General features: G+C 60.2%; 12 protein-coding genes, 1 tRNA gene and 1 pseudogene. 1 reads left to right on the forward strand and 13 read right to left on the reverse strand.

Annotated elements, in window-relative coordinates; all coding sequences use genetic code 11:
* Window positions 1–3: 3 nt before the first annotated feature.
* The 3 genes from mmsB to chvE all read right to left on the reverse strand — a co-directional run bounded on the left by mmsB (window position 4) and on the right by chvE (window position 3921).
* Window positions 4–1248 (reverse strand): multiple monosaccharide ABC transporter permease, encoded by a 1245-nt coding sequence (gene mmsB / locus ACXAH0_RS10900; protein WP_475183054.1) that lies wholly within the window; start codon window positions 1246–1248, stop codon window positions 4–6.
* 13 nt (window positions 1249–1261) lie between these two features.
* Window positions 1262–2776 carry a multiple monosaccharide ABC transporter ATP-binding protein gene (mmsA, locus tag ACXAH0_RS10905; RefSeq protein WP_475183057.1) on the reverse strand — a complete coding sequence of 505 codons (1515 nt, stop codon included), beginning with the start codon at window positions 2774–2776 and terminating at the stop codon, window positions 1262–1264.
* An 80-nt stretch (window positions 2777–2856) separates the two neighbouring features.
* Window positions 2857–3921 carry a multiple monosaccharide ABC transporter substrate-binding protein gene (gene chvE / locus ACXAH0_RS10910; RefSeq protein WP_475183059.1) on the reverse strand — a complete coding sequence of 355 codons (1065 nt, stop codon included), beginning with the start codon at window positions 3919–3921 and terminating at the stop codon, window positions 2857–2859.
* 157 nt (window positions 3922–4078) lie between these two features.
* Between chvE and ACXAH0_RS10915 the strand changes: the two genes are divergently transcribed.
* Window positions 4079–5023 (forward strand): LysR substrate-binding domain-containing protein, encoded by a 945-nt coding sequence (locus ACXAH0_RS10915; protein ID WP_475191158.1) that lies wholly within the window; start codon window positions 4079–4081, stop codon window positions 5021–5023.
* A gap of 107 nt (window positions 5024–5130) precedes the next feature.
* Here the strand turns inward: ACXAH0_RS10915 and ACXAH0_RS10920 are convergent.
* The 10 genes and pseudogenes from ACXAH0_RS10920 to ACXAH0_RS10965 form a co-directional block, all read right to left on the reverse strand.
* A tRNA-Phe gene (locus ACXAH0_RS10920) sits at window positions 5131–5206 on the reverse strand.
* A 609-nt stretch (window positions 5207–5815) separates the two neighbouring features.
* The gene (locus ACXAH0_RS10925; RefSeq protein WP_475191161.1) at window positions 5816–7423 is read right to left on the reverse strand and encodes a bifunctional metallophosphatase/5'-nucleotidase; all 1608 of its coding nucleotides are present in this window, start codon (window positions 7421–7423) and stop codon (window positions 5816–5818) included.
* 449 nt (window positions 7424–7872) lie between these two features.
* Entirely contained in the window at window positions 7873–8073 is a 201-nt protein-coding gene (yacG, locus tag ACXAH0_RS10930) for a DNA gyrase inhibitor YacG (RefSeq protein WP_475183071.1), read from the reverse strand.
* A 43-nt stretch (window positions 8074–8116) separates the two neighbouring features.
* On the reverse strand, window positions 8117–8743 hold the full coding sequence (locus tag ACXAH0_RS10935; protein ID WP_475183075.1) for a Maf family nucleotide pyrophosphatase: 627 nt from the start codon (window positions 8741–8743) through the stop codon (window positions 8117–8119).
* 36 nt (window positions 8744–8779) lie between these two features.
* Window positions 8780–8998, reverse strand: a complete 219-nt coding sequence (infA, locus tag ACXAH0_RS10940) for a translation initiation factor IF-1 (protein ID WP_006939340.1) — start codon at window positions 8996–8998, stop codon at window positions 8780–8782.
* Window positions 8999–9101: 103 nt separating this feature from the next.
* Window positions 9102–9554 carry an arsenate-mycothiol transferase ArsC gene (locus tag ACXAH0_RS10945; RefSeq protein ID WP_475183078.1) on the reverse strand — a complete coding sequence of 151 codons (453 nt, stop codon included), beginning with the start codon at window positions 9552–9554 and terminating at the stop codon, window positions 9102–9104.
* A 5-nt stretch (window positions 9555–9559) separates the two neighbouring features.
* Window positions 9560–10063: a UPF0262 family protein gene (locus tag ACXAH0_RS10950; RefSeq protein ID WP_475183081.1), complete on the reverse strand. Its 504-nt coding sequence runs from the start codon at window positions 10061–10063 to the stop codon at window positions 9560–9562.
* Between the two features lie 28 nt (window positions 10064–10091).
* On the reverse strand, window positions 10092–11387 hold the full coding sequence (gene hisD / locus ACXAH0_RS10955) for a histidinol dehydrogenase (RefSeq protein WP_475191165.1): 1296 nt from the start codon (window positions 11385–11387) through the stop codon (window positions 10092–10094).
* A 182-nt stretch (window positions 11388–11569) separates the two neighbouring features.
* Window positions 11570–12010, reverse strand: coding sequence for a DUF2948 family protein (locus ACXAH0_RS10960; protein WP_475183088.1), 441 nt, complete (start codon window positions 12008–12010; stop codon window positions 11570–11572).
* 340 nt (window positions 12011–12350) lie between these two features.
* Window positions 12351–12578: pseudogene (locus ACXAH0_RS10965) on the reverse strand (IS6 family transposase); the annotation flags it as partial.
* Between the last annotated feature and the right edge of the window lie 38 nt (window positions 12579–12616).

Genomic DNA, 12616 nt, shown 5'->3' on the forward strand with positions numbered 1-12616 from the left:
GGATCAGCCCTGCTTGTTCTTGTTGTAGACATCGAAAATAACGGCGGCGAGCAGCACCAGCCCCTTGATCATCTGCTGATAATCAATACCGATGCCCATGATCGACATGCCGTTGTTGAGAACCCCCATCAGGAACGCCCCGACCACCGCGCCGATGATCGTGCCGACACCGCCCGACATGGAAGCGCCACCGATGAAGACTGCCGCGATCACATCCAGTTCCAGGGCAAACCCCGCTTTCGGGGTGGCGGTGTTGAGACGCGCGGCAAAGACAAGCCCTGCGGCGGCGGCCAGAACACCCATATTGGTGAAAGCCAGGAAGGTCAGCCGCTCGGTCTTGATGCCCGACAGCTTGGCCGCTTTCTGGTTGCCGCCAAGCGCGTAGATCCGGCGCCCGATGGTGGTGGTTTCCGTAATGAAGGCATAGATGACTGTCAGGATGCCCATGGTAATCAGCACATTCGGCAGGCCCCGGAAGACCGACAGCTTGAACATGACGAAGATCAGCGCGGAGGCAACAATGACCGTGCGCGCCACGAAGAAACTGAACGGCTCGTCCTCAATGCCATAGGCCTTGTTCTGGGCCCGCTGGCGCATGCCGATCCAGACAATAAGAGCGGCGGCGGCAATTCCGGTGACAAGGGCCAGAACATTGACCTTGCGCACGCTGAACAGTTCCGCCAGCCCCTGCCCGAGGCTTGCCGGGAAAATGTCCGGAACAAATCCGGTAGCGATCACCTGGAATTCCTTCGGGAACGGACCGACCGACTGGCCTTCCAGCAGCCACAGAGACAGACCGCGGAAAACAAGCATGCCCGCCAAAGTCACGATGAAGGACGGGATCTTCCAATAGGCCACCCAATAGCCCTGCGCCGCACCGATCAGCCCGCCAACCACCAAACAGGCAATGATGGTCACCAGCACATGCTGATCGAAATTGACGATCATGACGGCGGCCAGGGCCCCGATAAACCCCATCACCGAACCGACCGACAGGTCGATATTGCCCGAAACGATGACGACGAGCATGCCCAGCGCCATGATGATGATATAGGAGTTCTGCAACAGCAGGTTGGTGACATTGACCGCGCGCAGCAAGGTGCCGTCCGTGACGATCTGGAAAAACGCCATCACAGCGATCAATGCAAACAGCAGACCGTATTGTCTCAGATGAGATGACAGATACTCGCCGATGCTCTTGGTTTTTGGGGCCGGGCCGGCCTGCGTGTCGCCTTGTGCCAGTTCCATGGGTCTTGCTCTTTCACTCGTTGACTATGAGCGACATGATGCGCTCCTGACTCGCGTCCCGGGCGTTCAGTTCGCCCACGAGAGCCCCTTCATTCATGACGTAGATCCGGTCACACATGCCCAGCAGCTCCGGCATTTCGGAGGAGATCATGACGACCCCCTTTCCCTGATCTGCCAGGTCGTTGATGATGGTGTAGATCTCGTATTTCGCGCCGACATCGATCCCGCGGGTCGGCTCGTCCAGGATCAGGACTTCCGGCGAGGTGAACAGCCATTTGGCCAGAACCACCTTCTGCTGGTTGCCGCCGGAAAGGTTGACCGTTTTCTGGAAGACGCTCGGCGTCCTGATCGCCAGCGCGGACCTGTAGTCCTCGGCCACCCTTGTTTCCTCATTGCGCTTCAGGATGGACCCGGAGGACACCCCTTCCAGATTGGCCAGCGTGGTGTTGAAGCGGATGGTCTCGTCCAGCACCAGACCGAGCGCCTTGCGGTCCTCGGTGACATAGGAAATGCCGGAGGCAATCGCCCGGTCGACGCTGCTCACGTCAATCGGCTGGCCGCGCAGTTTCACAGACCCGGAAATGTTACGGCCGTAGGAGCGGCCGAACAGGGACATGGCCAGCTCGGTGCGCCCGGACCCCATAAGGCCCGCAATGCCGACCACTTCCCCTGCCCGCACCGTGAACGAGGCATTGCGGATGACCTTGCGTTCCGTGTGTTCCGGATGCCAGACAGTCCAGTCCGACACGTCCAACAAGGTCTCACCGGGACTGCGCTCATGTTTGGGATAGCGGTGCGTCATATCCCTGCCGACCATGTCGCGCACGATATCGTCTTCGCTCAAGCCGTCCGCCGCATCCAGATTGGAAACGGTGGTGCCGTCCCGGATCACAGTGACCGTGTCGGCCACATAACGCACTTCGTTGAGCTTGTGCGAAATGATGATACTGGTGACGCCCTGGGCCTTGAGTTCCAGCATCAGGTCCAGAAGCTTGCGGCTGTCATTTTCCTGAAGGGCCGCAGTCGGCTCGTCCAGGATCAGCAGCTTCACATCCTTGGACAGCGCCTTGGCGATTTCCACGAGCTGCTGCTTGCCGACACCGATGGAATCCACCTTTGTGGTGGGAGCTTCCTGCAGGCCGACCTTCGCCAGAAGCTCTCCGGTGCGCCGGTTGGTTTCGCGCCAGTTGATCATGCCCTTGGCAGCGCATTCGTTGCCCAGAAAGATGTTCTCGGCAATCGACAGTTCCGGCACCAGGGCAAGTTCCTGGTGGATGATGATAATGCCCTTCCGCTCGCTGTCGGAAATGCCTGAAAACTTTGCGGTTTCGCCTTCAAAAACGATATCGCCTTCATAGTCCCCGTGGGGATAGACCCCGGACAGGACTTTCATGAGGGTGGATTTTCCGGCGCCGTTTTCACCGACAACCGCATGGATCTCGCCCTCCTGAACATTCAGGTTCACGCGATCCAGGGCCTTCACACCCGGAAAGGACTTGCTGATATTTTGCATGGAAAGGAGTGCCATGACCCCGAAACTCCCGCTGGCGCTAAAGGACCCGCCCGCAGCCTTCAAGACCGCGGGCGGGACAAGTTTGGGAGTGAGGCTTATTTGACCTGGTCGGCGGTGTAGTAGCCGCTGCCGACAAGGATCTCTTCCCAGTTGCTGGCATCGACTGCAACCGGCTCCAGCAGGTAGGACGGCACCACCTTGACGCCATTGTTATAGGTCTTGGTATCGTTGATTTCCGGCTCGCCGCCATTCAGCAGGGCTTCGACCATGCCGACAGTCACCCGCGCCAGTTCCCGGGTATCCTTGAAAACGGTCGAGTATTGCTCGCCGGCCAGGATCGACTTGACGGACGGAACTTCGGCGTCCTGCCCAGTCACGATCGGCATCTTCTGGTCGCCAGAGCCGTAGCCGACCCCTTTCAGCGACGAGAGGATACCGATCGACAGGCCGTCATAGGGGCTGAGTGCACCATGAAGTGTTTTGTCTGTGTAGTGAGCGGACAGGAGGTTATCCATGCGGGCCTGGGCAACAGCCCCGTCCCAGCGCAAGGTCCCGACCGTATCCATTCCCATCTGGCCTGACTGGATCACGATGGTGCCGTCGTCAATCAGCGGCTGCAGAACCGACATGGCCCCATCGTAGAAGAAATAGGCGTTGTTATCGTCCGGCGAGCCGCCGAAGAGTTCGACATTATACGGCCCGTCCCCGAACCGTTCTTTGAGGCCGCTGACCAGCGAGGTCGCCTGCTGGACCCCGACCTTGAAGTTGTCGAAGGTTGCGTAATAGTCGACATCGCCGCTGTCACGGATGAGGCGGTCATAGGCAATGACCTTGATGCCGGAAGCCGCGGCGTTTTCAAGGGCGTTGGACAGTGTGGTGCCGTCAATCGCGGCTATGACCAGCACGTCCACTCCCTTGGTGATCATGTTTTCGATCTGGGCGAGCTGGTTCGGAATATCGTCTTCCGCATATTGCAGGTCGGTGGCATATCCTGCGGCGTTGAACTGCTCGACCATGGAATTGCCGTCCGAAATCCAGCGGGCGGACGATTTGGTGGGCATTGCGATGCCAATGGTACCTTTGTCCGCCGCCAGGGCGACGCCAGACATGAGGGTTGCAGCTGCCGCGGCTGCGACAAGCGCCTTCGTTACAAATTTCATCTTTTCCTCCCAGCCGGTGCTTGCCGGCCATCAATATGCCTATGCATGCAAGCGCCATGCATGGTCTTTGTGATGTGAAAATTTGACATGACCGTCAAATTATTATTCGTTATCTTTTCATACTATTTTTGGTATACTCTTAAAGGTAGCGAGACCTATGCCATTGGATCTGGTCCGGCGGGGCCTGAAAATCTCCCATTTACGGCTGCTTACGGAGCTCGCCCGGCAAGCCCGGCTCACCGAGGCAGCGCTTGCGCTCGGCATCACACAACCGGCAGCATCCCGGCTGATTGCCGAGATTGAGCGGATCACGGATGCGGAGATCTACCAGCGCAGTGGCCGTGGCATCGAGCTGACGGATGTGGGCCGCACGTTGGCAGAGCGCTGTGTGCGGGTGCTTCAGGAATTTGCCGATGCGGGCCGGGACATCGAGCAGCACAAGGCGGGCCAGAGCGGCCATGTCAGCATCGGCTCTGTCACTGGTCCAGCCATTGAATATGTGATCCCCGCGCTCCGGCAGATCCGTCTCAGCTATCCGGACATCACGCTGTCGGTGGAGGTGGGCACCAGCCGGGTGCTGGCGCCGATGCTTCTGGAGGGGCGGTTGGACTTCTCTTTGAGCCGTGTGCCGACCAACGAAGACCCGGCGCTGTTTGAGGAAAAGCCGCTCACCCGCGAGCCGACCTGCATGATCGCCCGCGCCGGCCACCCGCTGACCCGCAGCGGTCCGCCCATTGCCGCGGAAGCGCTGCTGGCCTTCGACTGGGTATTGCCCTCGATCGGCTCCCCGATCCGCACAACAGCCGAACAGGCCTTGCGGGACAGGGGCTTGGCCTTGCCCTCACGCGTTCTGACCACCTCGTCCTTCCTGTTCACCCTGGCCACCATCCAGCAGACAAATGCCATCGGCCCGGTTGCCCAGTCGGTCGCCGCCAGCTTCACAGCCGCCCCGGACACAGACCTGTCCGGCACACTTGTCACCCTGGACACTGACCTGCCGCTCTCCGTTGAGACCTATTCCTTCCTGACCCGCAAAGCCCAGGTCCTGACCCCGGCCGCAAAGATTGTCGCGTCTCAAATCTTGCGGGCAGTGACGGGGTAAGCGGGCGGGGTGCAGCAGCGCAGGAAAGACGTTCAGGCACAGGCATTTGCCAGAGTGTTGTCACCAGCAGATCTGTCTGAACAGTCTAATTTCTTCAAGGGAAAGAGTGGTGCCCAGAGGCGGAATCGAACCACCGACACGCGGATTTTCAATCCGCTGCTCTACCAACTGAGCTATCTGGGCGTGCTTGCCGGACCAAAGAAACGCTGCCGTTCGCCGAAAGCCCGGTCCTTATAGAGGCTGGTTCTGAGCTTGTCCAGCACCCCGGCAAAGTTTTTTGCATTCAGAAGACTTTCCGGCTGGGGAAAACTTCAAATACGCGCAAGCCTTTGAAAAACAATTTTTTTCATGCCCCACAGCCGGTTCCTCCTATGGGGACCGGAGGTCTTCCAAGAGAGGCCGGGACACCCTGCCCGCAGAAGGGGCAACGGGCTCCCAAGGGGCAAAGCAAAGCGAGCACTCCTCCCCCGCCCTCTGGGCCGCCCCGGCCCTGCGCCGGGGACAAAGCTGGACCCATGTCCGGGCGGCTCCCGGAGTTCCGCTGCGCTGCGTCCGGGACGGCGCTTTGGCGTGTCACGATCAATCGGATTTGCCTGTTGCGGCCTGACATCAGAGATTTCAAAGCAAGGGACAAAACGCTTTGAAACCATTGGAACGCGACACGCATTGAAACTGGGTGGGGCCGCGCGCTTCAATGGCGCTCTTTCAAGGAGGCCTTTCCGTCGTCTTTCAGACACGTAAAAAGCGCGCCGGAAGGCGGCGCGCTTTCAAATGGGGAATGACAAAGTCAGCTTATTGCTCGGAAATCCGGCCGTCCGTATAGGGCTTGTAGCCATTGTGGGAGGCCAGATACTCGGCCACGACCGCTTCCAGGCCGGGGCCGTAGTCATAGGCGTTCATGCCGTTGGCCGAGAATACCTTGTAGCCGTCGCCGCCGCCGCGCATGTAGTTGTTTGAGACAACGCCATAGACCTTTTCCGGGTCAAGCGGCACAAAGGCCCCGTCTTCCAGAACTTCCACTACCAGAATGCGGCTGCCCGGGTCTTTCTTGCGGGTCCAGGAATATTTAAGACCAGCCACCTGCGGGAAGCGTCCCGCCCCTTCCTCCACCTGAGACACACCGTTTTCCAGCGCGGCAATGATGTCGGCGCCCTTGAGCTGGAAGGTGGACAGGGTGTTCTGGAACGGCAGAACCGTCAGGACCTCGCCCATGGTGACCTCACCGGCATCTATGGAGGCGCGCAGGCCGCCACCATTCTGGATCGCAACCTGAATGCCCTGGTCCTTCACCCGGTCCAGCATGGCATCGGCCACCAGCGTGCCCATCTGGCATTCGCCAGCGCGGCAGGAGCCCCGGTCGCCATCAATCACGGCCTCACTCCCCCCAATCACCCTGGATTTCAGCTCTTCAATCGGTGCGGCCAGTTCAGCCACCCGCTTGGCAAAGCCCTCATCGGGTGTGACAGACGCATCCAGCAGGATGGGCTCGCCTTCCGCTTTGATCAGATTGCCGTCATCATCCCAGGTGACTTCCAGATCGCCCAGGAACTTGCCATAGGCATAAGCCTGAACAATCGGGACCTCCTTGCCCTCCGGGTTCTTGACCTGCACCGGATACGGCCCTTCGGCCCGTTCCTGGGTGTTGGACAAAAGCGTGTGGGAATGGCCACCGACAATCACATCAATGCCGGAGACGGCTGCCGCGATCTCCTTGTCGCGGGACAGGCCCATATGGGTCACGGCGATGATCTTGTTAACCCCGGCCGCTTCCAGACCTTCCACCGCGCCTTTCAGATAGTCTTCCGCCTGAATGAACCGGACTCCCTCACCCGGCGAGGACGTATCGACCGTATCTTCCGCCAGCGCGGACACAATACCGATCTTCTCCCCGCCCCGTTCCAGAATCAGAACACCGGGGATCTTGCCCTTGAGTGCCGGCTCGCCATTCACGTCGATATTGCCGGAAATCACCGGGAACGTGACCTTGCCGAGGAAATTCGCCAGGCCGTCGGGACCATCATCAAATTCGTGATTGCCCACGGCCATCACGTCAATGCCAAGGCCATTCATGAACTCAGCCGCGGCGTCGCCTTTGTAGGTGGTGTAGAAGAGCGAACCTTGGAACTGGTCACCAGCATCCACCGTGATCACGTTCTTGCCTTCGCCTTCAAGGGCGGCGCGACGCTCTTCCAGCATGGTCTTGATGCGGGCGATGCCGCCGAAACATTTCCCTTCCGCCTCAGAGTCCGCGTCGCAGGTGGAATCGTATTTGTTGATCGATTCAATGCGCGAATGCAGATCGTTCAGATGCAAGATCGACAGGGAATAGTCGGCATATGCCGCGCTGGACAGGGCTGTCGTCATGGACAGCACGGCGGCGCTCAGAAAAAGGTTCTTCATCGGACCCTCACCCTTGATACTGTTTGTTATAAAGGCCACGGCAGTTCCGCCGCCCCGTTCACCCGCCCTGCCCGCGCAGACTTTCACAGCGCCAGCAAGCGCATCCCAAAGCGCCCACGCCCGCGGACCGCAGCGCATATGCCGGGCGGCCGGTGTCGCCAGATCTTTGTTCAGATTTGTGACAACTGCAAGAGAGCTTCGCCCGATAGACTGAACTTAATTTAGTCGGATAACTATTTTTATCTGCTGCGAAAATAGATTACGTAGCGAAACACTCGATCAACTTGACGTTTAGTCATCCGAGAGCCTGACGCAAATCGCGGTTATTCAAGAGCATTCTCTTTTGCCTGCTGCGGTGAGATCAGGAACCTCACAAGAGGCACGGCACATCCGGGGACGCACAGTTTGAGCTGTCCACAGATGACACTGTGCCCCCGCAGGTGACAAACTCACTCGTCGGGAAAGTTGCTCTCGTCAATGTCGTCGGTCTCGACAACCGGAATCGTGTAGCCTTCCGAAAACCAGCGGTTCAGGTCGATCTTGGCACAGCGGTCCGAACAGAAGGGATAGTCTTCGCGGGTCGACAGTTTTGAGCAAATCGGGCAGGGCCGCATGCGCCGATCAGAAGGATTGCTGTCACTTTTAGTCATGGTTCCGGCTCCCCTTGTCCCTGCCCCAAATCCATTGCTGTCTTCAGGCGGCGGCGTTGGCCCAGCCCTGGTGCACCGGATATCCGGCCGCATTCAACAGCCCGGCTGTTTCCACCAGGGGCAAACCGACCACGGACGGATAGGAGCCGACCAGCTTGACGACAAAGCTGCCTGCTAGCCCCTGGATGGCATAGCCCCCCGCCTTGCCGCGCCATTCGCCCGAGGCAATATAGTCGTCCATATCCTTGCGGGTCAGCCGCTTGAAGCGCACCCGGGTTTCTACCAGTTTGGAGCGAAGCTTGCCGTTTGCGTCCGACACCGCCACCCCTGTAAAGACCCGGTGCCCCCGGCCCGACAGAAGCGACAGGCACAGGACGGCCTGCTCGGTGAGTTCCGCCTTGGGCAGGGCCCTGCGGCCGACGGCCACGACCGTGTCGGCCGCCAGCACGATCCCGCCCCTCATGTCCGGCAACGCATCAGCCTTTGCGCGCACGGCCTGTGCCTTGGCGCGGGCAAGACGCACAGCCAGGGCGCGCGGGGTCTCATACTTTTTCGGGGTCTCGTCAATATCGCCCGGCAGGAGATGGTCCGGGTCCAGCCCGATCTGCTGCAGCAGCGCCAGGCGGCGCGGTGAAGCGGATGCGAGGATCAGCTGAGGGACATTGGTCATGAAAGCGCCTTGCAGCCCGTGCCACCGTGTCACCGCTTATTTGAAGCGGTAGGTGATCCGCCCCTTGGTCAGGTCATAAGGGGTCATTTCCACCAGAACCTTGTCGCCCGCAAGGACACGGATCCGGTTCTTGCGCATGCGCCCGGCGGTGTGGGCAATAATTTCGTGATCATTTTCCAGTTTTACGCGGAACGTCGCGTTCGGCAACAGTTCTGTTACGACGCCCGGAAACTCCAGAGCTTCTTCTTTGGCCATTTGATATCCTGAATAAAGCGGGTCCTGCCCGCGGGTGCGCGGCAAACTAACGGATAACCGGTGGAAAGTGAACCTTTCTTTCCAACCCGTCCCAAAAGAACCCTCAGTCGGCTGCAGCCGGTGTCCAATCGAGCCGTTTCTTGATGCGAAGCGCCAGCTGATCGCGTACCGCGCGGTATTCCTCCAGGATACGGTCCCGGCTGCCGGTGGCCAGTGTCGGATCCATGGTCGGCCAGTATTCCACCTCCACCGCATCCGTGCGGGTCATGTCGAGCGCCTTGTGGTGGGCTTCAGGTGCCAGGGTCACGATCAGGTCGAAGCCGGATTCGTCCAACTCCTCGAAAGTCTTGGGACGGTGGCGGCTCATGTCGACACCAATTTCGGCCATCACCGCATCCACAAACGGGTCCACCTTGCCCTCGCGCACCCCGGCCGAACGTACATAAATCTTGCCTGGAAACAGCTGCTGCGTCAGGGCTTCGGCCATGGGCGAGCGGACGGAATTCATCCCGCAGGCAAACAGAACCGCCGTCGGACGCAGGCCCGGGCCGGTCATTCGGCTCAGCCCTTCCAGTGCAGGGCATAAACGAGGGTAAACAGGCGCCGGGCTGTCTGCATATCCACCTCGATCTTCCCCTCCAGCCGCTCCATCAGGATGGCCGAGCCTTCATTATGCACCCCGCGCCGCCCCATATCGATTGCCTCGATCTGGCTGGGGGTCGCGTGGCGGATCGCCTCATAATAGCTTTCGCAGATAAGATTGTAGTCCTTGACGATCTTGCGCAGGGGCGACAGGGACAGGACATGGGTCACCACCTCCTGCCCGGCTTCCGTTGAAATCCGGAAGACAAGCTTCTTTTCCACCACCGCAAGATTGAGAATGAAGTTCTGAGGCGGATGCCCGGCGGGCTGAAACCGGTTTTCCTCAATCAGGTCATAGATCGCCACGGCCCGGTCATGCTCCACTTCCGGGGTGGAGCGGGCGATGGAGGCTTCGTCCAACACCACATCCACCAGCCGGCCGCCGGCAGAGGAAGGACTGGAACTGGAGCGGGTGTCACCCATCTGCGGGAAGCCTCCTGCGTGGTTTCAGCTACATGTTCAGCCGGATGGACACAGAGCGCGCATGCGCGGACAAGCCCTCGGCTTCCCCAAGCGCAATGGCTGCGGGTCCCAGCTGGCGCAGGTTATCCGCATTGCATTTCAGGATCGAGATGCGTTTCACAAATTCCATCACCGAGAGGCCTGAGGAAAAACGGGCCGAGCGGGCCGTCGGCAGCACGTGGTTGGTGCCCCCCACATAGTCGCCAATGGCCTCCGGCGTATAATGGCCCAGGAACACAGCGCCCGCATTGCGCACTTTTTTCAGCAAATGCTCGGGATCGGCGACGGCCAGTTCCAGATGCTCCGGGGCGATCCGGTTGGCCAGCGGCATCGCCTTGTCCAGGTCGTCCACCAGAATGATGGCGCCAAACGCGTCCCAGCTGGCCCGGGCGACCTCTTCGCGTGGCAGAACCTTTAGCTGGGCCTCAACCGCCTTTTCCACCTCGGCCGCCAGCGCGGCACTATCGGTGATCAGGATCGATTGGGCCGCTGTATCATGTTCGGCCTGGGCCAGAAGGTCCGCCGCGAGCCAGTCCGCATTGTTGTCCCCATCCGCCACGATCAGCACTTCGGACGGCCCGGCGATCATGTCGATGCCGACCGTGCCGAACACCCGGCGTTTGGCGGCGGCCACAAAAGCGTTGCCCGGCCCGACAATCTTGGCCACCGGCGCAATGGTCTGGGTGCCATAGGCCAGAGCCGCCACTGCCTGGGCGCCGCCAATGCGGTAGATCTCCGAAACGCCCGCGATCTTCGCAGCCGCGAGAACGAGCGGGTTCAGGACCCCGTCCGGACTTGGAACCACCATGACAAGGCGCTCCACCCCGGCGACTTTCGCCGGCAGCACATTCATCAACACAGAGCTTGGATAATTGGCCAGGCCGCCGGGCACATAAACGCCGACCGCGTCAACCGCCGTCCAAAGGGAACCAAGTTCCACCCCAATCGCGTCCGTGTAGCGGTCATCGGCGGGCATCTGGCGGGCATGGTGGGCCAGGATACGGTCATGGGCCAGTTGCAGCGCCTCAAGGGTGTCTTGCGGCACTGCCTTGACGGCGGCCTCGATCTCACCGGCGGAGACGGTGAGATCGGCCATGGAGGCGGCCTCCAGCCGGTCGAATTTGGCGGTATAGTCAAGCACCGCCCGGTCGCCCTGTTCGCGCACATCCTCAAGGATGCCGCGGACAATCTGGTCGACATCTTCCGAGACTTCGCGCTTTCCGGCCAGAAGCGCCTTGAAATCGGCCTCAAATCCGGCGTCGCTGCTGTTCAAGCGGAGAACCACGTTTTGCTCCATGCTGTTGGGGGCCTTTTCGGGGCCTTTGTTCTGGACGGCAGATCCTGCCGCCTTTAAATGCGGGATCCAGAGCTTTCCGGTGACCTGATCCTCCCGGCAGTCTCACACCCTGCGAGAGGTCGCAATTCTAGATGCAGTCTGCAGTCTGAGGCGCCGGAATGGCAACTGGATCAGCTGCCAAGATCATGCTTTGGCAGATTGGGCGTTGACCACGCAGCTCCCAGATCCGAGAGCTGCGCCTCGATACATTCCACCTGAAGGGCAAGGCTCGCACCGCCAGCAAAGGCAAGTTGAATCGTGCCCGACGGGTCTTCGCCCGGCTCAAACGTCACCGCCAGAAGCTCCAGTACCTCGCCCCTGGCCTCCTGGCGGATGTTCTGTCCCTTCATGGCGGTGACCTGGGCAATGGCCAGGGCCGAACGGCGGCGCTCATGTTCCTTCGTGCGCTTGTCGGCTTTCTTGTCCCAGACAAAGCGGTTGAGCACAAACACCGCCTTCTTTTCCCTGGGCAGATAGCGGATGTCAGCAACGGTCAGAACGGCGTCCTGCAAATGGGCGGAGAGAACCTGAAGATCTTCCTGGTCGAGCGCGGCGAGTTTCAGTTGATCCATGGCGGCGTGATCGTGATCCGTTTTGTTTTTCGCAGCGCCCGGGAGGTCTCAGGGGCTGCACCACTTAGAATGTATTCACGTAATGGGGATTGCCGCATTTTGCAACGCGCGAATGGCATCCGGGCACACCAGCGCCGGACCATCGGGGCGCAACACCCGGTCAAAAACAGGACAGCGCCCCCCAGAGGGTTGGCTTTCAGATCCGGCGGAGCCGCTCCCCGGGACAGCCTATCCCGTGCGCAGGCGGCCCATGAAGCCGTCGATTTCCCGGCGCAGGACGCTGGCGGGCATTGCCAACTTAATTTGGCCGGACCGCGTGGGAGCCCTTTTGGGGCGGATTTCAGGCGTTCATCTCACCGGTGTCGTCCTGCCATAGTCCGAATACATCTGCCCTTGCGTGCCGGCATGAGGCGGCCGACAGGGTGTATCGACGGCGACGGGGCCTGAAGATCGTGTTGATCTGATCGTGGGCGGACAGAAACCGCTGCACTCGCCGAGGCCATTTGAACCGGCCCATAAATTTCTCCCGTTTGCGCGTCGGGCGGTTGGAATTCTCAATCCTGTTATGATGAAAGCTGATTTGGGAATCCCTTACATGCAGACGCC

Source organism: Roseibium sp. AWQ4_290 (assembly GCF_056160985.1).